Source organism: Romboutsia sp. 1001216sp1, from assembly GCF_039841805.1.
Lineage (GTDB): Bacteria > Bacillota > Clostridia > Peptostreptococcales > Peptostreptococcaceae > Romboutsia_C > Romboutsia_C hominis.
The window spans coordinates 151582-175156 of record NZ_JBDPHA010000001.1 but is presented as its reverse complement, the minus strand read 5'-3'; the positions used below and the strand labels follow the sequence as shown (position 1 = coordinate 175156).

Genomic DNA, 23575 nt, shown 5'->3' with positions numbered 1-23575 from the left:
TTAATATTTTTTAATAATACCAATGATTATTAATAGTCATTGGTATTATTTATTTTTATTAAACTTTTGTGAATTTTTAATAAGGTTATATAAATATTTTAGATAATATAATTGCAAATATGTAATAAAAAAATATCGAAAAACAATAAAAAAGTATTGGAATATATCTTTATGTATTATATAATCTATTTATCGAAAAACAATAATTATATATCGTGTATGGAGGAAATATGAAAAAATATATTTTAAATTTAATACCATTTATTATAAGTATAGGATGTTTTGTAAGTTTTAATTTTATAGGAAGTGAAGTAGCACCAGATGGTACTTTAGTAGAGCCATTTTTCTTAATACCTATAGGATATCTATTTTTATTTATAGGAATAATAGGAGTATTAGTTAGAGTAGGATTAAATTATTTTAAAAGATCAAAATGTAATCAATAGATAAATTAAAAGCTGGCATATAAGCCAGCTTTTTCATATATATAGAATTTATGTTAAGTATAAAATTGTTTAGAATTAATAAAAATGAGGTTAATCATATATTGACTTTGAGTATTCAGTTGGAGAAATACCAAATGATGTCTTAAATTTTTTAGAAAAATAGTGAATAGAAGAAAACCCAAGCATCTCAGATATTTCACTAATAGTATAAGAAGTGTTTTTAATAAGTTCTTTACTTTTTGATAATTTTAATTCATTTATATAATTTTTTACAGTATTATCCATATTCTTTTTAAATAATGAGTGTATCATAGATGGACTTATACAAAAATGACTACATAATGTATTTATAGATAATTTTTCGTATATATGTTCATCTATAAATGAAAGTATTTCATTTAATAAGCTGTTTTCATAAGTTTGTCGCATGTGAGTCGTTGGTTTAGATTGAAAGTAGGTATTTTTTAGCCTGGCAGTATGTATAATAAGCTGTTTTAAGTAACAAATAGATAAATCATTGGAGTATATATCGTCGTTTGAAAGTTCTTCTATAAGTTTACTTATAATATTGTAGGATTCTCTTTCTAAAGTAAATACTTTATTACAAAGTACTTCATAGTCATTAGAGTCCATTTTAAAGTTAATAGTTAAGTAAGAGCTAATATTATCTGAAGTAGCTTGAGTATGAAATTGAAATGGAGCATAAAATATGAGATCGCCTTGTTTTAAATTATATTCTTTACCATCTACATTAGTAGATAGGTTTCCTTTATCAACATATGTAAGCTCCCAATAAGGGTGAGATTCACCAGCAAAAGAATAGTTAGTCCCCTTTTCTTGATAAAACTTAGTATAAATTTGATCAATATTAAGGGAAGATGAAATTTTAGTATAAGTATATTCTTCTTTTAGATTTATAGACTTAAATTCATCTTTAGATATTATGCTTATTTCACTTTCATCTGAAATTGATATTAAATTGAAATATATTCCTTTTTTTAAGTTAATTATTCTATTTATTATAAAAGATTTTATATCTTTTCCATCTAATGAAACTAGTATCATAACAACACCTTTATTTACTTTTAAAAAGGTAGAGTTATCAGATGTTAATTTTAATTTCTTAATACTTTTATTTTTTATATTTATATCTTTTGAAAAATCTCTATCTAAATTTTCACAAACTAGTTCCCCAAAATTTTTAAAGGCAGGATTAGTAGTTTTTATGAACATGGATACCCCCTAAAAAGTTTAATGTGTTAAAATTTTCCCCTAATATAATTTTATACTATTTAATATGGTATGTAAATTAAGATAAATAAAAGTGTATTTATTAAAAAAGTTGTAAAGGAAAATGTTTATTCTAAGTAAATTAGGGTATAAAAGTAAAAAATGTATAATGAATTATTTTTGTAGGATGAAACAATCCTAAAGTGAATTTATTAAGTAAAATATATGAATAAAAGTTCAAAGTAAATTTTATAAAAATTGGTTTTAAAATATTTAATTTTAATATAAAATAAAATTATAAGATATAAGTATAGACGTAGTAAATATTTGTCTAACAACTTATACAGACATAAGTCATAGTATATACTATAGGTAAATTGACTTATATAATTAACTGTGATAAAATCATTTAAAAATTTATATTTAAAGGAGATATGAGTATGTTAGAACCTGAACCCGAAAGGACCATCTTACAATCAATTTTTAAAAATGTGAAGGACTTTATAAATAATATTATTCACATTATAACAGGTAAAAAAGAAAATAATGAATTAGATAATCTAGCTGTAGATAGTAAGTTTGAATTAAACGATAAAGTAGCTAGAGAAATTATGGTATCAAGTAAAGATGCATTTTTAATAGATGTAAATGAAAATATAGATACTATATTAGATGATATATCTATAATAAATTATTCGAAAATACCTGTATACGAAGAATATGTAGACAATATAATAGGAGTCTTACATGTAAAAGATTTAATGATTGAGGCTAGAAAAGAAGGATTTAAAAATATAGACATAAGAAAGATTCTTCATAAACCATGTTTCATACCAGAAACTAAAAATGTAAGTGAATTATTCAATTCAATAGATTCACAAAATGATAATTTATTTATATTAATAGATGAATATGGAGCATTTTCAGGCATAGTAAGTATGGAAGATTTAATCTGTGAGATCAAGGGTATAACTTATGACAAAAGTGATTTACACCATGATAAAATCAAGAAGATAGATGACAACAACTTTATGGTTAAAGGAGTATTAAGTGTAAGTGACTTTAACGAAATATTTAATGTTAACATTGAAGAAGGAGATTATGACACCTTAAATGGTTATATTATAAATCAGCTAGGAAAGATTCCAAATGAGAACGAAGACATACAGATTAATTTAGGGAAGTTAATTCTTAAATTAATAAGAATTAATAAAAGAAGAATAGAAGATATTCAAATAAGTATATTATAGGTGTAGATTATTCTACACCTTTTTATAATATTATAAAAAATAATAGTATCTATTTGATATACATAATAGAGTAACTTTTAATTATATATTGTCATATACATATACAAAATAAAAAAATCAACTAGGGGGATTTTACATGCAATTAAATAATGACAATATGAATAAAAATAATATGAATAATAAATCTTTACAAGGGCAAGGAACAAATCAACAATTTCCAGGTGGGTCTCAAAATCAAGGAACAAATCAACAGTTTCCAGGAGGATCTCAAAATCAAGGAACAAATCAACAATTTCCAGGTGGGTCTCAAAATCAAGGAACAAATCAACAATTTCCAGGAGGATCTCAAAATCAAGGAACAAATCAACAATTTCCAGGTGGGTCCCAAAATCAAGGAACAAATCAACAATTTCCAGGAGGATCTCAAAATCAAGGAACAAATCAACAGTTTCCAGGAGGGGCTCAAAATCAAGGAACAAATCAGCAATTTCAAGGGGGATCTCAAAATCAAGGAACAAATCAACAATTTCCAGGAGGATCTCAAAATCAAGGCGTAAATCAACAATTTCCAGGGGGATCCCAAAATCAAGGAACAAATCAACAATTTCAAGGAGGATCCCCAGGACAAGTTGGTTTACCAAGCATGCCACCGCAACCACAACCACAGCAACAACAACAACAACTAAAGTCAAAGCCACAGCCTGATAGTGGTAATGAAAGGTCAAGAGTAAAGATAAAGTCAGTATTTGACGATAAATTTGTAGTAATTGGTAGAGATGTTTTTTTATATGCAACAGCTCAAAATGCTAATAGCGGTGATACATTTAGACTTATAATAGATGGTAATAAAGCAAGAATAAGAGAAGCAGGAGGAAGTTTCGTAAGAGTAGATAATAGAGATTTTTTAATTGCAGATACTGATAGAAGAGGAGCTACAGAGTTTACAATATATAGAACAGGTGATAGAGAATATGTATTAAGGGCACCTAATGGATACTTTGTTAGAGTTAGAGAAAATGATGCTAGACTAGTAGCAAGGGCAGTAAATGCTGATGAAAGAACTAGATTTAAATTTAGAAGAGTAGACTAAAAATAAAGCGTACCTTATAATTTTATAAGGTACGCTTTATTTGATTAAAAAATTAATTTTATATTTTTCTATATCTTTTTAGACCTACTATATTTAATAATGAAAGTATTATAGCAAATAGTAGCAATATAATTATATCCATATATATATCATTAAAGGTATATCCTTTTAGGACTACACCACTAAGTGCATTAGAACCATAGTATAATGGTGTAAATCTAGATAAAACTTGTAACCAATTAGCCATAGATTCTACTGGAATTATTCCTGTAAAAAATATTTGAGGAACTATTATAATTGGTATAAATTGCATCATCTGAAATTCTGAATTTGCAAAAGTAGACATTAAAACACCTAAAGTTAATGCTACAAAGGCTATTAATATATTTATAATTATTACTAAAAATACACTTCCAACTATTTTTATATTTAGTATATATACAGAAAATAGTACTAAAATTATAGTTTGTATAACTGAGAATAATCCATAACCTAGTAAGTAACCTCTTATAATCTCACTTCTTTTAATTGGAGTAGAAAGCAGTTTGTCTAATGTACCTGAAGTTCTTTCCTTTAAAAGAGATATACCTGATACTAAAAATACAAAGAAGAATACAAAAAATCCAATTAGTATAGGGTTTAAAGTATCAAAGTAAGATAAATTTTTATCTCCATATATATAGTTATTTTTAACAGATACTTTGCTAATATATAAGTTAGTGCTTAAGTTAGGTGTATTTTTAGAAAAGGCAAATTGCTTTTGATATGAGCTAAGTGAATTTTTAATATTAATCATTTCGTCTTTTGCTAATGTAGCATTTATCTTAGCTTCTATCTGTTTACTATTTTGAGGAGAACTATTTTCATAAGTAACATTTAAAGTATTATCATCTAAATATATAAATGCGCTTAAATCATCTTTTAATATTTTATCTTTTATATTATCCTTATTTGAATAATTTAGTATATTTAAATCTGTTTCCTTTAAGTTATCATTAAATTCACTATTAGTATTATAAACACCTATATTTAGTTTTACATCTTTACTTGAATTAAATAAAAAATATACTAAAGACATAACTATAAGAGGTGCAAACATCATAAGAGCTAGGGTTCTTTTATCGTTTATAGTTTGTTTTATAATTCTAATTGCTAATGCTTTAACTCTCATTTAGTTTCACCTCCTAATTTTAAAAATATTTCTTCTATAGTATTAACTTCAAATTCTTTTATTAAATTATTAGGAGTACCAGTAGCAATTATTTTACCGTCCCTTATTAAAGCTAATCTATCACATTTTACTGCTTCATCCATAACGTGAGTTGTTACTATTATAGATTTTCCTTCATTTTTTAAGTTATAAAGCTCATTCCATATATCAAATCTAAGGCGAGGGTCTATACCTACAGTAGGTTCATCTAATATTAAAAGAGCAGGGTCTTGAATTAGAGATATAGCAAGTGATAGTCTTCTTTTCATACCTCCTGAAAAACTTTTAACTTTTTTAGAAAGGTGATTTTCAAGATTAACTAATTTTGAAGTATAATCTATTCTTTCTTTTATTTTAGATTTATTTAATCCAAATATTTTTCCAAAGAAATCTAAATTTTCTTTTGCACTTAAATCTTCATATAAAGCATCTGACTGTGCCATATATCCTATGTTTTGTAATACATCTAAATTAGGAATGGGTTTATTAAATACTTTTATAAATCCGCTATCTATTTTTTCCATACCTATTATAGCTTTAACAAAAGTCGTTTTACCAGCACCAGAAGGTCCTATAAGACCAACTATTTCACCTTTTTTTATATCTAAGCTTAAATCATCTAAAATTATAGATTTAGATAGTTTCTTAGATATATTTGAAACTTCAACAATATTCATAAAATACTCCTTTCTATTTTAGTATGTACTGTGCTTATTAATGATTATACTACAATTACAATAAAGTTAGAAAACTTAAGGATAATTAAAATTTTCATATAAAAATAAATTTATAAGTTTAATTTAAAATAATATATATTTATGTAAGTTATTCCAAATGAGAAATAAGTATTGACATTTTTCTACAAAATATGTAATATGAAGTTAACTTCATGTGAAATAAACTTCACATGAAAATTAAATATTATAATATTTAGAGGTGAACTATTTGGAGGATAAATTTATACAACGTGTTATTATATCAGTAATAATTATTCTAATGGGAATTATCGAAATGGTAATTAATTCATCTATAGAAGTAAATTTTGGATATTTAACCGCAATTATAGGTGGAATTCTTTTTATATTATCTATTGCTTCTAACATTAAATATCAAGTAAATAAAGAAGAAATAGATAAAGAATTTTCAAGAAAGTACGATGAAAGAGATGACTTAATAGATGGTAAAGTTGCTAAATTTACTTTAAGGGTTTTAATAGCTATAATCCTACTTACTATGTTCATTTCAAACTGGGTCAAAATTCAAACTGATAATGCTTTATTAATTATAATAATATCTTTCATGGTCACTGAATTTTTAGCTAGAAAATATTATAATAGTAGGATTTAATTAGGAGTGATTTGGTGAGGAATAGAGTAAAAGAATTACGGTTAGAACATGGATTAACACAACAAGAATTAGCTGATAAGGTATATGTATCTTCGAGAACAATAATATCTTTAGAAAAACAAAAATATAACCCATCTGTTTTACTTGCATATAGAATTGCTTCAGTTTTTGATTTATCGATTGAAGAAGCATTTATATTTGATGATGGGGACAAATAAGAAATGGAGAAATGAAAATAATGAGAATAGCATTTATAATTTTTGGAATAATTTTAACACTTTGGGGAATACATAGAATGAAAACTGATGATGCATTTTTTGGAAAAAGCCAAGCAGATAAAAACATATTTAATTTAATATTAATGGGAGAAGCATCTGGGCTAGGACAATTTTTAGGTGGAGTTTTATGTATAGTTATAGGTATAATATCTTTTATAATTAAATAAATAAAAGAGAGGACTTTTAAGTCCTCTTTTTATTAATCTATTATTTCTATAGATTTTATATTATTTTTATCTAAAGATATAGAACTACCAAGTTCAAATCCAGAGACAGTAAGTAAACTTACATATTGATTAGAATTAAATTTGTCCATCCAATCAAGTAGGGCATTAAAGTTTTTAATGTTATTTCTTTCTACTATTTTAGTAAAGCCATTATTAAAGGTTATTTTTAATTTATCAACGCTCAAATATGTCACACCTTTCAAAATTTAGTACATAATAGGTATTAAAGAGCCTAAGTCTAATAATTTTTCATCACTTAAAGAAATAATTTCTTTATTTTTAGATTTAACAAAATCATAAATTTTATCATAATCAGGGTGAAGCTTGATATTACCGTAAAAAGCTAATTCTTTATGAGATATAAGTCCGCTACATCCACCTATAAATCCATAATTCATATTAAATAAATCAATATTTCCTTTAGATATAAGTAAACAATCAATATTGTGTTTTATTACTTCTTTATATATACCTTCATCTGAAGTTATAATAGAATTTTCATCAACAATACATACTGAACATTTTGTATATCCTTGATTTACATTAATCATAGTAAGATTATTTTCTTTTATGTACTTTAAAATGTTTTTGTCTGTATAATCAAAATTATGAATAGCATACTTTCCAAACAAGCAAACATTGTATTGTATATTGTTTGGATATTTACTTTCTATAGGTAGATTTCCTTTTATGACATTAAAGTTATACTTTTTTAATTTATCATTATAATAATCATAGACATCAGGAGATACAACTATATTTTCATCATTTAATTTAAATATACTTATATCTGGATGAAACTTTATAGCATCATAAGAATTTTTACATCCAATTGTTTTTATTAAATCTATACCTCTAGCTCTTAAATTTTTCTCCATAGTAGGAGTAATTCTTTTGTCTACTATTGCTAATTTAACATAGTCATTAACTATAAAAGAATCTTTTATAAATTTCATAAATTTTCTCCTAAATATATAATAATTTTAGCTTATCATAAAAATTTAATATTTTACAATATTAAAAGGCATGTTTTTACATGCCTTTTAAGTAACTTTATTATTTGTTATCTTCACTATTACTTTCATAAATATTAGGATCTTGAGATGGATAAGAGTTATTTGTATTTATTACTCTAAAATTTATTAAATCAGTAGTTTCACTATCAGAACTTTCAAAAACGTCGTTATTATCTATTATTTGATTGTATTGGTCATCAAAATGATTTAAAAATGATAAATTATCATGTTTTTTGTTAGAGTTTTTTTTCATTTTATACTCCTTTGATAATAAATTATATATTAAAAGTATATGCAAGCTAATATATTTTATACTAATACTTAGATTAAATTGTTATAAATTTAGATAATATAAAGATTAAAAATGGGTAATATATATACAAATGGGTAATATATATAAAAATGTAAATAAATAATTAATAAATAAAATAAAAGTCTTGTCATAATAAATAAGAAAAGGTTATAATATTAAAGAAAAATAACATTTACATTTTAATTATATTGGTAAATAAAGTTTTGTTAATTGTCGAAAAGTATTGAAAAATGATATGTGTGGGGCAAGGCTTCTAATATTTAATTTTTAAGAAGTGCATATTATAAATACTTAGACTAGATAAATAAACTAAATTTATCAGAAATTAAACAAAAGTAGAGGGCGAGAAAATATGACAATACTAATAAATGCACTAGGCATAATTATTTTGTTAGGAATATTGTATCTATTATCATCTGATAAAAAAGCAATAAATAAAAAGATGATAGCTAAAGCATTTATAATACAATTTATCCTAGCATTTTTACTGGTAAAATTCCCACTTGGAAGAGCTGCACTACAAAAGGTATCTGATGTAGTAACTGCTACTTTAAGTTATGGATTTGAAGGTTTATCATTTGTATTTGGGCCACTAGCAGATTCAGGTGCTCCAACAGGAATGATATTTGGTATACAAGTTTTAGGTAACATAATATTTATATCAGCGTTAGTAGCTGCATTATACTACTTAGGTATAATAGGAGCTGTTGTTAAAGCAATAGGTGGGGTTATAGGTAAAGTACTTGGAACTTCTAAAGTAGAAAGTTTCGTTGCTGTTGCTAATATGTTCTTAGGACAAACTGAATCTCCAATATTAGTTTCAAAGTACTTATCAGGAATGACTAAAAGTGAAATAATGTTAGTTTTAGTATCTGGTATGGGTAGTATGTCTGCAACTGTTTTAATGGGATATGCAGGTCTTGGAATACCTATGGAATACTTACTTATAGGTGGAGCATTAGTGCCACTTGGAAGTATAATAGTATCTAAGATAATACTTCCAGAAACAGAAGTTGAACATGAATTTGTAGCTAAGGGTCATGAACATGAAGGTTCTAAAGAAGAAATAAGCATAGATAATAAAGGGGATAATCCAAACCTTATATCTGCAATATCTCAAGGTGCTAATGACGGGCTTCAAATGGCATTAGGTATAGGTGCTTCACTTATAGCTATAATAGCTTTAGTTGCACTTGTTAATGGTATATTAGGAGTTGTAGGATTATCATTAGAACAAATATTATCATATATATTTGCACCAATAGGAGCATTAATGGGTCTTCCTACAGACAAGATATTAACAGCTTCTCAGCTTTTAGGAAGTAAGTTAGTATTAAATGAATTCGTTGCTTTTGGACAATTAGGTACAATGTTACCAAACTTAGACTACAGAACTGGTCTTATGATGGCAATATCTCTTTGTGGATTTGCTAATATATCAAGTATGGGTATATGTATATCAGGAATATCAGTTTTCTGTCCAGAAAAGAGAAGTTTATTAGCTAAATTAGCATTCAAAGGAATGTTAGGTGGATTCTTCGTTAGTGTACTAAGTGCATTAGTAGTTGGATTAATAATAGCTATATAATTAAATAAATAAGATTATTAAGGAGGAACGAATCGTTCCTTCTTTTTTTGTTATACTAATTAAGATATAAATAAAAAGGAGAGTTAAAATGGAAAATAAATTTATAAAAAGAACAGCCATTTTAATAGGTGAAGATGGATTAGAGAAACTTAAAAATTCAAATATTCTAGTTATAGGAGTAGGGGGAGTAGGAAGCTTTTGTGTAGAAGCTTTAGTAAGAGCTGGAATAGGAAATATAACTATAGTAGATTATGCTAAAGTTTGTGAAAGTGATTTTAATAGGCAACTACCAGGGCTTAACTCAAAATTAGGCAAAGACAAAGTAGAAGTAGTAAAAGAAAGGCTTTTAGATATAAATAAAAACTTAAATATAAAAGCTATAAATACTATATTTAATAAAGATACTAGCAAAGAAATAATTAATGATGATTATGATTATGTAGTAGATGCAATAGATATGGTATCATCTAAAATTCATTTAATAGAAGAGTGTAAAAAAAGAAATATACCAATAATTAGTTCTATGGGTATGGGCAATAAATTAGATCCAACAAAAATAGAAGTAAGTGATATTTCAAAAACTCATACTTGTCCTCTAGCTAAAGTAGTAAGAAAAGAATTAAGGGACAGAAATATTGATCATTTAAAAGTAGTTTTTTCAAGTGAAAACCCTTTAGAGTTAAAAGAAAAAATATCAGATGGTCATAGAATAATTCCTGGAAGTATATCTTTTATGTCATCTTCTGGAGGTCTTATTATAGCATCTGAAGTTGTTAGAGATTTGTTAAATAATAAATAGAATTTTTTCTATAATTTCTTTAAGTGGCAATGATAATAAATATTGCATATTATAATTAAATTCTAATTATAGCATGGCTACGGGGGGAGTATGTTTGATTAATTTTATTATTTATTTAATGTGTATTATTTTATTTATTTTTTCATTTATAAGAGATTCAAAAAAAACAAAAAGTGCTTTTGTAAAAGGTGTGAAATCATTAGAAGCGATAATGCCTCAATTTTTTCTTATTGTAATTATAATTGCTATAATCTTATCTGTATTAGACACAGAGTCTATATCAAAGCTTATTGGCGAAGAATCAAAATTTATTGGAACAACTATATCATCAGTTATAGGTGCAGTTACTATGATGCCTACATTTGTAGCTTTTTCAGTGGGGGATTCTCTACTTAAAAGTGGGGCTGGATATGCACAAGTAGCAGCATTTATATCAACTTCTACTATGGTTGGAATACTAACACTTCCACTAGAATCAAAATTTATAGGAAAGAAGGCTGCTTTTTATAGAAATGTTGTAGCATTTTTATTTGCTTTTGTAGTAGCTTCTTTTGTAGGGGGAATTTTAGGATGATAAATATAAAATTTATTTTAAATAGATATAAATATGTACTTATTGGATTTATTATTTGCATATTTATATATTTTTTTAATAATAATTTGGGGGCTAGTATTTTTAGTAACGTAAAATCTAGTATTTTACAAATGTTAGGGATACTTCCAGGGGTTATGATTTTACTTTCTCTTTTGGAAGAGTGGGTTCCTAGAGAGTATTTTATTAAGTATATGGGAAATAAATCAGGGCTACTTGGTATATTTTTATCTTTTGCTTTAGCTTGTTTTGCAGCAGGTCCTATGTATGCAGCATTTCCTTTTGCCAAAGTTCTTATGGATAAAGGAGTTAGGTTTTCAAATATAATTATATTTTTAAATGCTTGGTGTGTTGTTAAGATTTCTACGTTGACATTTGAAATAAGTGCTATTGGATATGAGTTTACTCTTGTTAGACTTGTAATTGATATAGTTGGAGTTATTGTTATGGGTTATTTGGTTGATTACTTATACAATAAAAAAACTTTTTTTAAAAAGAGAGTAGAATGTTAAAATAAAAATACCAAATATATTTATGATTATATTTGGTATTTTTATTTTAATATAAAATTTTATATAAAGGTTTTAGTTTTATTAACTATAGAATTTTTAAGTAGGTCAAATTTAATGTAGTTTCCAAATAGGATTTGGTCTAAATATTCTATAACTATTGGATTTAAGTCAACATAAACTGTTGAAGCGTATAAAGAGATATTTTCAATTGGTTTAAGCTTTATATGAAAACCATTATCTACTAAACTTAACTTTATGTTTTTAAGATTATTTATAGCTTGTTTAGTTTGAAATACTACATCAATACATTCTATTGATGTATTTTTTATAATTTCTATTATTTCATTTATATTAATTTCTAAGCTTAAATTTTTAGTATTTTCATTTTTAGATTTAAAGGCTTTGTCTATTATATAGTAAAGTATTGTTTTCTCAAGTATAGGTAGCTTAGTTGGTGAATTAGCTATTATTTTTGGTAAATAGATTTCCATTTTAAGTCCTTTCTATTATGTTTCTATGACAATTCTATTATAGCATTTATCTTATCTTCGGTCTTTGCTGTAATAATATGCTTATTGTTTTGCTCTTCATAATAACATTCAATCTTTTCGCCATATAATATTTCTTTTTTGTATACTATTCTTATATTGTCAAAAACTTTATTCTTATAAATATCCTCTGGTAAAATTTCATAGGCCATATCTAGATAGCTTAAATTATGCATATGTTCATTTATATCAATGTCTCTTCTTTGAATATAGTAGTCCTTTTTGAAAAGGTAATCTTCACATTCAATATCTTCTATTTTTTCTGGAAATACATTTTTATCTGTTTCTGATTCATATAAATCTGCAATATCTGCTGTAAGTCTTACTGGTCTCCTTCTATCTGTATCAACAAATATCCATCTTGATGTTCCAATTGCAATTATATTTCCTTCTTTATCCTTAAGCTGAAAATCACGATATGCATAGAGTCTTTCTACTTTTCTTGACCATGTTTCTGCCTTTATATCATCATTATATTTAGGTCTTTTTATGACCTTCACCTTCCAATCCAAAAGCATCCATACTCTCTTTTTAGTTTCTATTTCTAAAACTCCATAGCCTACAGATGCACTGTGAAGCCCTGCTACGTCTTCCATTATTGTAAGAAGTGCTTTATTAGTCGCTTCATTATTTATTCCTATATCTTCTAAACCAATTTTATAGTTACTGCAGTATATCATAAATATTCACCTTTCTATTTAATATATCTATTTCTAGCTTAATTTCACATTATAATAATTGTGACCTAAGTAGTATTATACATAATATTCAATTACCTTCCAATCACAAAATGATTTCATTAAATTTGTAAATTTTATTATTAAGTATAGTTAATTCAATAAGATGTTGTTTGAGAAATAAAAATAAGTTTTTTTCATAGGTTTCAATAAATAAGATGTTGATAAAGCTATTAATGAAGTTTATGGTAGCATTGAAACTATTAAACTTAATATGTATTTTATATAGATATAAAAGCTAAGGAGGAACGATTCGTTCCTCCTAGCTTTTAATATATATTTTTTGCATTTATTTTATTGTTAATATTTAATAATATTTTAGATACTAAAAACAACACAGGCAATTCTATTAAAGGGCCTATTACAAGTGCTAATGATATTAAAGGTTCATTAGGAAAGGCTGAAACTGCTATTGCAAGTGCTATAGGTGAGTTTCTAGCTAAAGTAGTTAAGCTTAAAGCAACATTATCCTCTTTACTTAATTTTATTTTTCTACCAACAACTTGTCCAATAACTAAGTTAATTATAAAAAATAGTAGTACTGGTAGTAAAAGCTGTAAAAGCACTTGAGGATTTTTAAGTAATACTTTACCTTGAGATGCAAACATTGAAATTATTGCTAAATTTAAAAAATAACCTTGGTAATCACAAGCCTTTGGAGATATATTTTCTTCAAAATAACTTAAACCTTTTTTATTAATTGTAATTTTTCTAAAAATAGTAGCTAATAAAAGAGGTATAAATAAGCTTACAACCATTCCTTGAGTAAGGCTTAATGCATCTATGTTTACACTTGAGCCTCCAATTAAAAATACATACACAGGAAGCAGTAGTAATTGAAGCATAAAGTTTAGTGGTAAAATTGATGCTCCTAATGCAACATTACCTTTTGCTATAGCTGTAAATATTAAATACCAATCAGTACAAGGTGTTACCATAAGCATTATAAATCCAATTAAAAGCTCTGGACTATTTTGTAAGAAAAATTTCCCTAAAAAGAATATTAAAATAGGTGTCCATACAAAATTTATAAGTATTGCTGTTAATGTAAACTTTATATTTTTAAATGATTTTGTAATATCTTTTAATGGTATTTGTATAAATACTAAAAATAACATTATTATCAAAGAAGGCATAATTAAATATTCAGAATAGGTTTGTATAATATTTATTTGCCCGAGTATTATTCCTATTAAAACCATCAATAATATAATCAAACTTTGAAATTTATTAATATTGTCCATTTTAAACCTCCTTATATATTTACAATTTTATAGATATTTATTATCAATTGCAACTGTTTATTAAGAAGAATTAAAATATAAAAAATGGAAAAATAAAAGAGGAACGATTCGTTCCTCTTTATCTAAAGTTTATATTCAATTATATTATCATCACCATGTTTAACATCTGATCCAATCATAGGATTAAGTTCTTTTAATGCATCATTATTAGTAATTATTACTGGAGTAATTAAAGATATATTATTATCAATAAAAATTTGCCTATTAAGCTCTAAAATAGGAGTACCAGCAGTAACTTTATCACCAACTTTACGTAAAAGTTTAAATCCTTGTCCTTTTAGAGTAACTGTATCAATACCAACATGAACTAACAATTCTAAACCATCATTACTTTTCATAGCAAAAGCATGATTAGTATCCATTATAAGTTCAATTGTACCATCACAAGGAGCAACTACAACATCTCCAGTAGTATCAATAGCAACTCCATCCCCTAACATTTTATTTGAAAAAACTTCATCTGGAACATTACATAAATCTATAACTTTCCCTGATATAGGTGCTTTTAAAGCCAAATTTTTCTTTTTAAATATACTAAACATAAGTTAGTTCCTAAAGTAGGAACCTCACCATCCTTTCATATTATAATTTATAAAAAATATATATTATTTTATTTAATAATAAAAAAAGGCATAAGTTTATCAAATAAACTTATGCCTGATTTAACAGTAACACGTTTATTTAGATTCTAGCAAATATATGTAAAAATTGTCAATTGAATAAATAAAAATAAATTTAAGAAAATTCTATAAAAATATATTGACAATGTTTTCCTGTGGCATATATAATATAGACATAATAAAAAGTTAAAATACGAAAAAGGATTGTTACTTTTAGAAGGCAAAACCTATATTGAGTCGCGATATTACGTTAGACTTGGTATAGATTTTTTTATTTTAATGATAAATGTTATATAGTTAAAAGACATCCGAGTTTATAGACTTATGAATTAGGGGGTAAAATATGATTATAGACAAGATTGTTAATAACAATGTTGTAACCGTACTTGATTCCAAAAGTAAAGAAGCAGTTGTTATGGGAAGGGGTATAGGTTTTAAAAAAAAGCCAGGGGACCTTATAGATAAAGATAATATAGAAAAAATATTTACTATGGATAATCCTTCAAAAAATCAAAAATTAATAGAACTATTAGAAAATACACCAAGTGAGTATCTTTTAATAACAGAGGAAATAGTAAAGCATGCTCAAGATGTATTAGGGAAAAAATTAAATTCATCTATATATGTACTTTTAACAGATCATATAGTATTTGCAGTAGATAGATTTAAAGAAAATATTGTACTTCAAAATCCTATGATTTGGGAAATTAAAACATTATACAAAGATGAATATAGATTAGGACAGTGGTCTATTAATTTAATTAAAGACAAGTTAGACATAGAACTTCCTGAGGATGAAGCAGCATTTATAGCACTTCATATAGTTAATGCATCTCTTGGAGAAGAAATGTATAACACTATGAATATAACTATATTAACAAAGGATATATTAAAAATTATAAAAACTCATTTTAATTTAGATTTTAATGAAGATTCACTTGATTATATAAGGCTAGTAACTCATTTAAAGTTCTTTTCTCAAAGAGTATTTAAAAAAGAACAGCTAAAATTAGAAGATGACGATATATATAATATGATTGTAAGTAAGTATAAAGAAGAAAAAAATTGTGTAGATAAAATATCTAAATACACAGAACGATCATTTAATTATACCCTTTCAAAGCAGGAAATAATATATTTAATATTACATATAAAAAAAGTAAGTAGTAAAAATTAATAATACGATGGATTGTTACTTTTAAATAAGGCAAGACCTAGATTATGACTTTAGATAGTTGTAGTTTGGTTCTTGCCTTATTTATTTATGAAAATAAAATTAGGGGGACTAAAATATGAAAGAAAAAATTCTTAAGATAACAGAAGGTTTTTCAAAGGCTATGGTACAGCCACTTATGTATTTAGCTATAGTAGGTCTAATAACTACATTTGGGGTTTTAATAGTAAATCCTACTATAAGTAATTTTATACCATTTCTAAAAGCTGCACCATTTCAAATGTTAGGGAATATATTATATTCATCTATGATGTTTATAATAGAAAACTTAGGTATTATATTTGCAATAGGAATAGCTTCAGCATATGCTAAAAAAGACAAGCATAGAGCAGCACTTATATCATTAATGATATATTTTACATATCTAAAATCAATGAACACAATGTTAAGTATGATGGGGAAATTAGTAGATCCTCAAAATCTTATGGGTTCAGGACAAGCATTAGTTTTAGGAGTTCAAGTATTAGATACGGGAGTATTTATAGGAATATTAATAGGATGTTTAGTAGGATTTATATATAACAGAACTTGTGATAAAGAGTTTAAAGGTGCAATGCAGATGTATTCAGGTACAAAATTTACATTAGTAACACTTATACCAATAGCAATATTTTTAGGAGTAGGTTTGACATTTGTATGGCCATCAATTCAAGGGGTAATATCTAAAACAACTGGATTTATATCAGATTCAGGAGCACTTGGAATGTTTACTTATGGATTCTTAGATAGAATATTAGTACCAACAGGTCTTCATCACTTAGTATACACACCACTTTTATTTAGTGACTTAGGTGGAGTTGTAGAAGTTGGTGGTAAAATATATGCAGGTGCAATGCCAATAGCAATGATGGAAATGAATAATCCAGAAATTACGAAATTCTCAACATCTATAATATACCAAGCAACATCAATATCTAAGATGTTTGGATTAGTTGGTGCTTCTCTTGCAATGTATCATTGTGCAAAGCCTGAAAATAAGCAAAAAGTAAAATCAATATTACTTCCAGCTACAATAACTTCAGTACTTGTTGGAATAACAGAACCACTTGAATTTGCATTTTTATTTGCAGCACCAATACTTTTAGTAGTACATGCTTTACTTACAGGTTTAGCACTTGCTACACTTTACGTTTTAGATGTTACTTCAATTGCTGGGGGCGGAATAATAAATGTAATAATAATGAACTTAGCAGCAGGAGTAGATAAAACTAACTGGCCAATTTTCTTTGCAGTTGGTATAGCTCAACTTGGTCTTTACTACGCTTTATTTAGAGTATTAATAAATAAATTAAATTTAAAAACTCCAGGAAGAGAAGATAAAAAAGAAAGTAAAGAAGAAAAGCTAAATCAAGTAAATAATGATATAGATGTATCTTATATAGTTGATGGATTAGGTGGAATAGATAATATTGTTAATGTTGATAACTGTTTTACTAGATTAAGAGTTGAAATAAAGGATGAATCTTTAATAAAAGATGATTTAATAAATAAAGTTGAAAATAGTGGAATAGTTAAAAAGGGTAAAAATATCCAAATAATATTTGGTCTTCAAGTATCATCTGTAAGACAATTAGTGGATAAATACTTACAAACAATAAAAGCAAGCTAATGTATTAAATTAATATAAAGGGAGGAATTAAATATGAAAATAACAATAGTAGGTGGGGGAAGTACATTCACTCCAGGAATAGTAAAATCAATAGTACTTAGAAATAAGGATTTAAAAGTTGATGAAGTAGTTTTATATGATATAGATAAAGAAAGACAAGATAAAGTAGGGGTAATAGTTGATTATATAATAAAAGAGTGTAATGTAGATACTAAATTAACATTATCAAATGAACCAGAAGAAGCATTTAAAGATGCAGACTTTATATTTGCTCAAATGAGGGTTGGTAAATATGCACTTAGAGAACAAGATGAAAAAATACCTTTAAAGCATGGATGTGTAGGTCAAGAAACTTGTGGAGCTGGTGGTCTTGCATATGGACTTAGAACAATATTCCCAATGATAGAAGTTATAGACTATGCAAATAAATATGCTAAAAAAGATCATTGGATATTAAACTACTCAAATCCAGCTGCAATAGTATCAGAAGCTTGTAGAAGATTAAGACCGGATGCAAGAATAATAAATATATGTGATATGCCAATAGCTATACTTGACCAAATAGGACAATGTCTAGATATAAATGCTCATGAAATGGAGTATGACTACTTTGGGCTTAACCACTTTGGATGGTTTACAAAATTAGAGTATCAAGGAAGAGATATACTTAAAGAGGCAAAAGACTATGTAATTGAAAATGGAACATTATTATCAAAAGATATAATACAAAAGATAGAACAAGCAAAAGAAGCTGGAATAAGACACAATGATGCTTCTTGGTTAAAAACTTGGGCTAATATGAAAACAATGGTTGAATTAATGCCTGAGTATTTCCCAAATAGTTACCTTCAATACTACTTATTATCAGATCTTGTAGTATCTCAATCTAATAAAGATAGAACTAGAGCAAATGAGGTAATGGATGGAAGAGAGTCTAATTTATTTAAAGGTGTTGAAAAGTATTTAGAAACAGGAGAAATGGACAAAAAGACATTCTATCATGGTGAACATGGTAACTTTATAATGGACTTAGCTGTTGCACTTAAAAATGATACAGGTAAAAAGTTTTTAGTAATAGTAGAAAATAAAGGTACTATACCAAACTTACCATATGATGCTATGGTTGAAGTGCCAGCATATATAACAAAGGATGGTCCACAAGTTATATCTAGAGAGCCAATAGGAGATTTCTATAAAGGATTAATAGAAGAACAATTAGCTTCAGAAAAATTATTAGTAGAAGGAGCTATAACTGGTTCTTATCAAAAAGTATTAGAGGCATTTATAGTTAATAAGACTATAGGTTCTGCTCATACTGCAAAAGCTATATTAGATGATATGATAGAAGCTAATAAAGATTTCTGGCCAACATTAAAATAATAGATAAAAAAGGGAATGTATTTCATTCCCTTTTTTATTTTATATGTTTAAAAGAGATGTTGTTTTTTAAATGTATTATACTAATATTAAGCTATAATATAAGTATTCAAAAATTGCAGGGGATATTTTATAGAAGCCATTACGACACATATAGTTGATGATGAATTTCACAACAAAATAGACAAAGAGTTTTTAGAAAGGTAAAAGGCAAAATGTTATACGTTAACTAATCCACCAGTAGAAAAAGCAACCCAAGGGATACTTAGCAATTATAAAGTAGTAAAAAAAGGAATTTTATACTTTGCTGATTACTATGGCGATGGATAGTAAATATGAGATAAGGGGTGATAGTTTGGATAAAAAAATACTATATTCATTATTAATTACTATAGGTATAGTTTTGGTATGTTTGTTTGTTGTAAATATGATTTTAAATTCTGTATTAGGAGAGCTTGGGATATATGTATCAATGTTTGCAACTATAATATTTACCATAATTTATTGTACTAAACTAATACTTAGTAAATTAGATAATAAATAAAGAGTGTAAAAAGGTTATAAATATGAATGTTCACGAAAACATCTATTTTTATGTACACTAATTTTCTTATAAGTTATTAAAGGATATTAAATTAATATGTAAAATTTTATGTAGCAGTGTTTATTATAAAATTTTTATTAAAAGGGGATAAGCAAAGTGATTAATAGCAAAAATTTAATAATAAGACAATTGGAACTAGGAGATGAAGAATACTTATATAAATGGTGGAATGATGGAGATATGATGGAACATGCTACTCATGTATTTGGAACTTTACAGAGTAAGGAATCAATAAAGAAGAGCATTTTAAAAGATATTGAAGATACAAAAATGTTTCCAAATTCTAAAAGATTTATTATTTGTAAAAAAGATACTTTGGTTCCGATAGGGGAAATAAATTATTCTAATTGGGATAGTAGGAATCAGAAAGCTGAGTTAGGCATAAAAATATGCAATATTGAAGAGCAAGGTAAAGGTAATGGAGTAGATGCTTTATATCACTTTATAGATTTTATGTTCAAGTTCTTAAATATAAATAAAATAGAGCTGACTACTATGAGTGATAATAAAAGAGCACAACAATTATATAGAAAATTAGGCTTTAAAGAAATTGGTATAATTAGAGAGGCTTATTTTGATAGTCGATATGGTAAGTTTGCAGATGTAATGTATATGGATTTATTAAAAAAAGATTGGGATAATTTAAAAAGTGACATACTTAAATTTGAGAGCATTGAAGAATTCATATAACAGGAAAAATAAAAAGCTGGCAGGAAAAAATCCTACCAGCTTTAACACAGAAAACAAATTTAACACAGAAAGGTATCTGTATTAAAATTGAACATTTAACATTATATCATAAATTTTATAAAAAGTATAATAAGAATAGTGAATATATTTTTAAAAATTATTTAAATATTAATACTTTTCTACTATTCCAAGTTCTTTTTTTAAAGCATCTTGTAGTATTTGAGAAAAATTTAAATTTTGTTTCATAGCTTCTATATTTAACCATTGTGGAATAGTTAAAGTTTTCTTTATAGATATATTATCAAAAGCCTTTCTAACTCTAGGCATTATTGCATTTACAGACATTAAAAACTCATTATCATTTAACTTATCTTTATATTCAATAGGATTTATTGGATCTGGTAAATCTTCATTGTCTTTTTCTCTTCCATATATTCCAAATTCTAAGCATTCAGTTATATTTTTTAAGAGTTCTTCTAAGTTTTCACCATCTGTATATACTTCACCGAAATTTGGGACATATGCTGCATAATATTCATCAGGACGTGAATCATCTTTTTCTAAAGATACTACGGCTATATAAGTATAAAAATCTTTTTTCATTTTTTATTTTCTCCTTTGATAATAGTTGGTTTGTTAATATATAAAGCAAAAGGGGTTTAAAGTTAATTATTTTAATTTATTATTTTACATATACAATAACACGTATTTAAATACGTGTAAATATGTGAATCCAAAATAATCCAATATATAAATTAAGATTTATAAATAATTATATTTGAGGTGGGAATTTTATTTATTTTATAAATTTAATAATAAATTCAATTCTATTTGTTAAACATAGTAATGAACTTACTAAGAAATGAAAAGAGGACAACTATGTTTAAAATTAAAGCTATATTTTTAATTACAATAGCACTAATAAGCACACCTATAATAGGTAAATGCGAAGAAAGAAACCATGATAAATTAATACTAGGTGGAAAATATATAAAAGAAAGAAAAGTAGAATATGAGCATGATGTTGATAATAGTGAAGAGTATTATAGCCTAGAAAGATTTTTTAGACCATCTAATATGCCTATATTAAACGATAGAATAGAAACTTCACTTTACAATATCTACAATGGCAAACCTTCTGATGTAAAATTACCTAAAAAGCTTCTAGAAAATCCAAGGGACACTATAATAAACTATTTTAGTGTTTTAAGAGAAGCAGCAAATCCTACTAAAGGTACAAACACTGGATGTGGTACATTAGGTGAAGCAAAGGGTCCTTATCCTGTTTCATATAACTTTTTATCAGACTCTTATAAAGAAAAATATTCATATAAAGATTATTTAAAATCATTTGAAAACAAGCTACATATTAATTTAATAAAGCTAAATGAAGTGCCGCCAAGTGAGAATAATCCTAATGAAATTAAGTACTTTGTTGAGCTAGAGGTAATAGAAGGCTCTAAGGAGCAAAAGGGATTATTTGCATATTATTATGGATATATTTATTTAGACAATGAAAATGGACAATATAAAATTAAAGATATAAAATATACAGCTGAAAACTATTTGTGTGCACCTTATCATGGGTGGTCATATGATGCAAAGAGTTTTGTTGCCATTGAGTATGGAGATTGGTGTTCCTTAGTTAGTGGTGATATAGATGTTAAGGAAGGAGGATATGAAAAGAGAGTTTATTTTAAGGATAAAGATGGAAGTGAATACTATGTTTTATTTTACCAGTTAACTAATGGTGTTGATATAAAAATAGCTGATTATAAAAAAGGTAAAGATGGTAAATGGGAATTAATCTATATTTACCCTGAAAAATGCCTAGAGAAGAAAAAGAGTTAAAATAAAAAGGGATGAAATTCATCCCTTTTTTATACTTAATATATTTTTAGATAAATTATTAATACTATCAGTAAGATTTAATAGCTTTCCTTCAATTCGTATAAGTAAATACATAGACAAAGTGATAGGAAATCCAATATTAGATATTAAAGTTTGTATATCAAATTCCATAATATAACCTATATTATAATACTAAATCGTATTCAGTAGTGCCAGTCTCAACAACTTTAGCCTCAACTAAAGAATCTAAATCCTCACCATTTACCTTAAATATATTTTTAGATAATATAGTAGTCATAGCTGTTTTTATTTCAGATTCAGTTAAATTTTCTCTAGGGTCATCAACTGATATAGATATTTTTTTACCAGATAAAGTTTTAAAAGACATAATTAATTTTTTCTTGATTTCCATAGCATACCTCCTTAAAATTATAATTAATACTAAGCTGATAAAGTATTGTTATCAACTTTAGCCACTTCAAGTAATGTTTGATTTTGAAGTGATGATAATATAGTCCCTACGTCATATACATCTTGATCAGTTGCATCTGGATTTACATTTGAGTAAGACTTTGTTCTTACTACTGTTTTACCAGTTTCATCATCTTTTCCACAATCAAATCTAAGCTTTAAATATGATGGATTTTTAGTTATAGTTACTGCCATTTTCATTCCCCCTTTAAATTTAAACTATAAGTAACTTCCCTTACTTATAATTAGATAGTACTTAAAATTAAACACATGTAGTTAAAACATAAGTGTACAAATTTTGTTTAGGAGGAGAATATGAAGATAAAAAGTGAAGATGTTAGTGAAAGATTAGAGATGCTACTTGAAATAGTAGGTAAGGAGAAGTTTTTAGAAATAGCTAGAATGTATGGAGGAAGTAATGTTTATATACCAACATATACTAGCGCTATAAAAAATGCTAGAAATAGAGAGATTATTAAAAAGTACAATGGGTTTAATGTAAATAATTTAGCTAGAGAGTATAATATGAGTGTTACTCATATAAAAAGAATACTAAAAGAAGATATAACAACAGCTAAATTAATTAGAAAAAGCTAATTAAATAAAGGGGGGATTTATATTAAAGAATTATT

31 protein-coding genes are annotated in these 23575 nt (G+C 26.0%); 17 read left to right on the top strand and 14 right to left on the bottom strand.

Annotated features, from left to right (window positions below; genetic code table 11):
* The first annotated feature begins 230 nt into the window (after positions 1-230).
* Positions 231-446: a DUF3955 domain-containing protein gene (locus ABHC41_RS00950; RefSeq protein WP_092926566.1), complete on the top strand. Its 216-nt coding sequence runs from the start codon at positions 231-233 to the stop codon at positions 444-446.
* Between the two features lie 90 nt (positions 447-536).
* Here ABHC41_RS00950 and ABHC41_RS00945 read toward each other — a convergent pair whose 3' ends face one another.
* Positions 537-1679, bottom strand: coding sequence for an AraC family transcriptional regulator (locus ABHC41_RS00945; RefSeq protein ID WP_092926564.1), 1143 nt, complete (start codon positions 1677-1679; stop codon positions 537-539).
* 437 nt (positions 1680-2116) lie between these two features.
* Between ABHC41_RS00945 and ABHC41_RS00940 the strand changes: the two genes are divergently transcribed.
* Together ABHC41_RS00940 and ABHC41_RS00935 are read left to right on the top strand one after the other, a co-directional pair.
* Complete coding sequence (locus ABHC41_RS00940; protein ID WP_166505108.1) at positions 2117-2926, top strand: transporter associated domain-containing protein; 810 nt, start codon at positions 2117-2119, stop codon at positions 2924-2926.
* Positions 2927-3062: 136 nt separating this feature from the next.
* Positions 3063-4016 (top strand): hypothetical protein, encoded by a 954-nt coding sequence (locus tag ABHC41_RS00935; protein ID WP_271891968.1) that lies wholly within the window; start codon positions 3063-3065, stop codon positions 4014-4016.
* Positions 4017-4074: 58 nt separating this feature from the next.
* On the opposite strand, the gene ABHC41_RS00930 is transcribed toward ABHC41_RS00935, so the two are convergent.
* Together ABHC41_RS00930 and ABHC41_RS00925 are read right to left on the bottom strand one after the other, a co-directional pair.
* Positions 4075-5187, bottom strand: a complete 1113-nt coding sequence (locus ABHC41_RS00930; RefSeq protein ID WP_271891966.1) for an ABC transporter permease — start codon at positions 5185-5187, stop codon at positions 4075-4077.
* On the bottom strand, positions 5184-5903 hold the full coding sequence (locus tag ABHC41_RS00925; RefSeq protein WP_166505111.1) for an ABC transporter ATP-binding protein: 720 nt from the start codon (positions 5901-5903) through the stop codon (positions 5184-5186). Before ABHC41_RS00925 ends, ABHC41_RS00930 begins: the two co-directional genes overlap by 4 nt.
* Positions 5904-6171: 268 nt before the next feature.
* Between ABHC41_RS00925 and ABHC41_RS00920 the strand changes: the two genes are divergently transcribed.
* From ABHC41_RS00920 to ABHC41_RS00910, 3 genes are read left to right on the top strand one after another with little or no spacing between them, the layout of a single operon-like run.
* Positions 6172-6573: a hypothetical protein gene (locus ABHC41_RS00920; RefSeq protein WP_166505112.1), complete on the top strand. Its 402-nt coding sequence runs from the start codon at positions 6172-6174 to the stop codon at positions 6571-6573.
* Between the two features lie 11 nt (positions 6574-6584).
* On the top strand, positions 6585-6791 hold the full coding sequence (locus ABHC41_RS00915) for a helix-turn-helix transcriptional regulator (RefSeq protein ID WP_207733507.1): 207 nt from the start codon (positions 6585-6587) through the stop codon (positions 6789-6791).
* 20 nt (positions 6792-6811) lie between these two features.
* Positions 6812-7018: a hypothetical protein gene (locus ABHC41_RS00910; RefSeq protein WP_271891963.1), complete on the top strand. Its 207-nt coding sequence runs from the start codon at positions 6812-6814 to the stop codon at positions 7016-7018.
* A 32-nt stretch (positions 7019-7050) separates the two neighbouring features.
* Here ABHC41_RS00910 and ABHC41_RS00905 read toward each other — a convergent pair whose 3' ends face one another.
* The 3 genes from ABHC41_RS00905 to ABHC41_RS00895 all read right to left on the bottom strand — a co-directional run bounded on the left by ABHC41_RS00905 (position 7051) and on the right by ABHC41_RS00895 (position 8347).
* Entirely contained in the window at positions 7051-7263 is a 213-nt protein-coding gene (locus ABHC41_RS00905) for a hypothetical protein (RefSeq protein ID WP_092926554.1), read from the bottom strand.
* A 21-nt stretch (positions 7264-7284) separates the two neighbouring features.
* The gene (locus ABHC41_RS00900; protein WP_166505115.1) at positions 7285-8034 is read right to left on the bottom strand and encodes a DUF6873 family GME fold protein; all 750 of its coding nucleotides are present in this window, start codon (positions 8032-8034) and stop codon (positions 7285-7287) included.
* 100 nt (positions 8035-8134) lie between these two features.
* Complete coding sequence (locus tag ABHC41_RS00895; RefSeq protein ID WP_092926550.1) at positions 8135-8347, bottom strand: hypothetical protein; 213 nt, start codon at positions 8345-8347, stop codon at positions 8135-8137.
* 412 nt (positions 8348-8759) lie between these two features.
* Here ABHC41_RS00895 and ABHC41_RS00890 point away from each other — a divergent pair, with 412 nt between their 5' ends.
* From ABHC41_RS00890 to ABHC41_RS00875, 4 genes are all read left to right on the top strand, one after another.
* On the top strand, positions 8760-9995 hold the full coding sequence (locus ABHC41_RS00890; RefSeq protein ID WP_195236961.1) for a nucleoside transporter C-terminal domain-containing protein: 1236 nt from the start codon (positions 8760-8762) through the stop codon (positions 9993-9995).
* Positions 9996-10083: 88 nt separating this feature from the next.
* The gene (locus ABHC41_RS00885) at positions 10084-10794 is read left to right on the top strand and encodes a tRNA threonylcarbamoyladenosine dehydratase (protein ID WP_166505116.1); all 711 of its coding nucleotides are present in this window, start codon (positions 10084-10086) and stop codon (positions 10792-10794) included.
* Between the two features lie 94 nt (positions 10795-10888).
* Complete coding sequence (locus tag ABHC41_RS00880) at positions 10889-11368, top strand: permease (protein ID WP_166505117.1); 480 nt, start codon at positions 10889-10891, stop codon at positions 11366-11368.
* Positions 11365-11898: a permease gene (locus ABHC41_RS00875; RefSeq protein WP_195236962.1), complete on the top strand. Its 534-nt coding sequence runs from the start codon at positions 11365-11367 to the stop codon at positions 11896-11898. Before ABHC41_RS00880 ends, ABHC41_RS00875 begins: the two co-directional genes overlap by 4 nt.
* Positions 11899-11957: 59 nt before the next feature.
* On the opposite strand, the gene ABHC41_RS00870 is transcribed toward ABHC41_RS00875, so the two are convergent.
* From ABHC41_RS00870 to ABHC41_RS00855, 4 genes are all read right to left on the bottom strand, one after another.
* A complete protein-coding gene (locus ABHC41_RS00870) occupies positions 11958-12389 on the bottom strand; it encodes a hypothetical protein (protein ID WP_195236963.1) in 432 nt (143 codons plus the stop codon).
* Between the two features lie 23 nt (positions 12390-12412).
* The gene (locus ABHC41_RS00865; RefSeq protein WP_195236964.1) at positions 12413-13126 is read right to left on the bottom strand and encodes an acyl-ACP thioesterase domain-containing protein; all 714 of its coding nucleotides are present in this window, start codon (positions 13124-13126) and stop codon (positions 12413-12415) included.
* Positions 13127-13452: 326 nt separating this feature from the next.
* Complete coding sequence (locus ABHC41_RS00860; protein ID WP_195928368.1) at positions 13453-14427, bottom strand: bile acid:sodium symporter; 975 nt, start codon at positions 14425-14427, stop codon at positions 13453-13455.
* 122 nt (positions 14428-14549) lie between these two features.
* Positions 14550-15029, bottom strand: a complete 480-nt coding sequence (locus ABHC41_RS00855; protein ID WP_195928369.1) for a PTS glucose transporter subunit IIA — start codon at positions 15027-15029, stop codon at positions 14550-14552.
* Positions 15030-15450: 421 nt separating this feature from the next.
* Here ABHC41_RS00855 and ABHC41_RS00850 point away from each other — a divergent pair, with 421 nt between their 5' ends.
* From ABHC41_RS00850 to ABHC41_RS00830, 5 genes are all read left to right on the top strand, one after another.
* Positions 15451-16284: a PRD domain-containing protein gene (locus ABHC41_RS00850; protein ID WP_195928370.1), complete on the top strand. Its 834-nt coding sequence runs from the start codon at positions 15451-15453 to the stop codon at positions 16282-16284.
* A gap of 115 nt (positions 16285-16399) precedes the next feature.
* A complete protein-coding gene (locus ABHC41_RS00845; protein ID WP_271891956.1) occupies positions 16400-17950 on the top strand; it encodes a PTS transporter subunit EIIC in 1551 nt (516 codons plus the stop codon).
* Positions 17951-17983: 33 nt separating this feature from the next.
* Positions 17984-19330, top strand: a complete 1347-nt coding sequence (locus tag ABHC41_RS00840; RefSeq protein ID WP_195236973.1) for a 6-phospho-alpha-glucosidase — start codon at positions 17984-17986, stop codon at positions 19328-19330.
* Positions 19331-19682: 352 nt separating this feature from the next.
* Positions 19683-19871 carry a hypothetical protein gene (locus ABHC41_RS00835; protein WP_271891955.1) on the top strand — a complete coding sequence of 63 codons (189 nt, stop codon included), beginning with the start codon at positions 19683-19685 and terminating at the stop codon, positions 19869-19871.
* 156 nt (positions 19872-20027) lie between these two features.
* Entirely contained in the window at positions 20028-20621 is a 594-nt protein-coding gene (locus ABHC41_RS00830) for a GNAT family protein (RefSeq protein WP_271891954.1), read from the top strand.
* Between the two features lie 168 nt (positions 20622-20789).
* Here the strand turns inward: ABHC41_RS00830 and ABHC41_RS00825 are convergent, their stop codons facing one another.
* Entirely contained in the window at positions 20790-21224 is a 435-nt protein-coding gene (locus ABHC41_RS00825; RefSeq protein WP_271891953.1) for a type II toxin-antitoxin system HicB family antitoxin, read from the bottom strand.
* Positions 21225-21500: 276 nt separating this feature from the next.
* Here ABHC41_RS00825 and ABHC41_RS00820 point away from each other — a divergent pair, with 276 nt between their 5' ends.
* The gene (locus ABHC41_RS00820) at positions 21501-22472 is read left to right on the top strand and encodes a hypothetical protein (RefSeq protein ID WP_271891952.1); all 972 of its coding nucleotides are present in this window, start codon (positions 21501-21503) and stop codon (positions 22470-22472) included.
* 18 nt (positions 22473-22490) lie between these two features.
* Here ABHC41_RS00820 and ABHC41_RS00815 read toward each other — a convergent pair whose 3' ends face one another.
* Genes ABHC41_RS00815 through ABHC41_RS00805 form a run of 3 tightly spaced genes read right to left on the bottom strand, consistent with a single transcriptional unit; the run spans position 22491 to position 23138 of the window.
* A complete protein-coding gene (locus ABHC41_RS00815; RefSeq protein ID WP_195938084.1) occupies positions 22491-22643 on the bottom strand; it encodes a YvrJ family protein in 153 nt (50 codons plus the stop codon).
* Between the two features lie 13 nt (positions 22644-22656).
* Complete coding sequence (locus ABHC41_RS00810; RefSeq protein WP_195928376.1) at positions 22657-22884, bottom strand: DUF2922 domain-containing protein; 228 nt, start codon at positions 22882-22884, stop codon at positions 22657-22659.
* Positions 22885-22913: 29 nt separating this feature from the next.
* Positions 22914-23138, bottom strand: a complete 225-nt coding sequence (locus ABHC41_RS00805; RefSeq protein WP_166505127.1) for a DUF1659 domain-containing protein — start codon at positions 23136-23138, stop codon at positions 22914-22916.
* A 120-nt stretch (positions 23139-23258) separates the two neighbouring features.
* On the opposite strand from ABHC41_RS00805, the gene ABHC41_RS00800 reads away from it, so the two are divergent.
* Positions 23259-23540 (top strand): Mor transcription activator family protein, encoded by a 282-nt coding sequence (locus ABHC41_RS00800; RefSeq protein WP_271891951.1) that lies wholly within the window; start codon positions 23259-23261, stop codon positions 23538-23540.
* The last annotated feature ends 35 nt before the right edge of the window (positions 23541-23575 follow it).

What these genes read in the sequence shown, in the direction of transcription:
- ABHC41_RS00900 (WP_166505115.1), bottom strand. Translation starts at nt 8,034, where the DNA reads ATGAAATTTATAAAAGATTCTTTTATAGTTAATGACTATGTTAAATTA.
- ABHC41_RS00940 (WP_166505108.1), top strand. Translation starts at nt 2,117, where the DNA reads ATGTTAGAACCTGAACCCGAAAGGACCATCTTACAATCAATTTTTAAA.
- ABHC41_RS00910 (WP_271891963.1), top strand. Translation starts at nt 6,812, where the DNA reads ATGAGAATAGCATTTATAATTTTTGGAATAATTTTAACACTTTGGGGA.
- ABHC41_RS00820 (WP_271891952.1), top strand. Translation starts at nt 21,501, where the DNA reads ATGTTTAAAATTAAAGCTATATTTTTAATTACAATAGCACTAATAAGC.
- ABHC41_RS00890 (WP_195236961.1), top strand. Translation starts at nt 8,760, where the DNA reads ATGACAATACTAATAAATGCACTAGGCATAATTATTTTGTTAGGAATA.
- ABHC41_RS00950 (WP_092926566.1), top strand. Translation starts at nt 231, where the DNA reads ATGAAAAAATATATTTTAAATTTAATACCATTTATTATAAGTATAGGA.
- ABHC41_RS00825 (WP_271891953.1), bottom strand. Translation starts at nt 21,224, where the DNA reads ATGAAAAAAGATTTTTATACTTATATAGCCGTAGTATCTTTAGAAAAA.
- ABHC41_RS00885 (WP_166505116.1), top strand. Translation starts at nt 10,084, where the DNA reads ATGGAAAATAAATTTATAAAAAGAACAGCCATTTTAATAGGTGAAGAT.
- ABHC41_RS00815 (WP_195938084.1), bottom strand. Translation starts at nt 22,643, where the DNA reads ATGGAATTTGATATACAAACTTTAATATCTAATATTGGATTTCCTATC.
- ABHC41_RS00870 (WP_195236963.1), bottom strand. Translation starts at nt 12,389, where the DNA reads ATGGAAATCTATTTACCAAAAATAATAGCTAATTCACCAACTAAGCTA.
- ABHC41_RS00850 (WP_195928370.1), top strand. Translation starts at nt 15,451, where the DNA reads ATGATTATAGACAAGATTGTTAATAACAATGTTGTAACCGTACTTGAT.
- ABHC41_RS00935 (WP_271891968.1), top strand. Translation starts at nt 3,063, where the DNA reads ATGCAATTAAATAATGACAATATGAATAAAAATAATATGAATAATAAA.
- ABHC41_RS00805 (WP_166505127.1), bottom strand. Translation starts at nt 23,138, where the DNA reads ATGGCAGTAACTATAACTAAAAATCCATCATATTTAAAGCTTAGATTT.
- ABHC41_RS00860 (WP_195928368.1), bottom strand. Translation starts at nt 14,427, where the DNA reads ATGGACAATATTAATAAATTTCAAAGTTTGATTATATTATTGATGGTT.
- ABHC41_RS00810 (WP_195928376.1), bottom strand. Translation starts at nt 22,884, where the DNA reads ATGGAAATCAAGAAAAAATTAATTATGTCTTTTAAAACTTTATCTGGT.
- ABHC41_RS00800 (WP_271891951.1), top strand. Translation starts at nt 23,259, where the DNA reads ATGAAGATAAAAAGTGAAGATGTTAGTGAAAGATTAGAGATGCTACTT.
- ABHC41_RS00945 (WP_092926564.1), bottom strand. Translation starts at nt 1,679, where the DNA reads ATGTTCATAAAAACTACTAATCCTGCCTTTAAAAATTTTGGGGAACTA.
- ABHC41_RS00925 (WP_166505111.1), bottom strand. Translation starts at nt 5,903, where the DNA reads ATGAATATTGTTGAAGTTTCAAATATATCTAAGAAACTATCTAAATCT.
- ABHC41_RS00875 (WP_195236962.1), top strand. Translation starts at nt 11,365, where the DNA reads ATGATAAATATAAAATTTATTTTAAATAGATATAAATATGTACTTATT.
- ABHC41_RS00865 (WP_195236964.1), bottom strand. Translation starts at nt 13,126, where the DNA reads ATGATATACTGCAGTAACTATAAAATTGGTTTAGAAGATATAGGAATA.
- ABHC41_RS00930 (WP_271891966.1), bottom strand. Translation starts at nt 5,187, where the DNA reads ATGAGAGTTAAAGCATTAGCAATTAGAATTATAAAACAAACTATAAAC.
- ABHC41_RS00840 (WP_195236973.1), top strand. Translation starts at nt 17,984, where the DNA reads ATGAAAATAACAATAGTAGGTGGGGGAAGTACATTCACTCCAGGAATA.
- ABHC41_RS00855 (WP_195928369.1), bottom strand. Translation starts at nt 15,029, where the DNA reads ATGTTTAGTATATTTAAAAAGAAAAATTTGGCTTTAAAAGCACCTATA.
- ABHC41_RS00895 (WP_092926550.1), bottom strand. Translation starts at nt 8,347, where the DNA reads ATGAAAAAAAACTCTAACAAAAAACATGATAATTTATCATTTTTAAAT.
- ABHC41_RS00845 (WP_271891956.1), top strand. Translation starts at nt 16,400, where the DNA reads ATGAAAGAAAAAATTCTTAAGATAACAGAAGGTTTTTCAAAGGCTATG.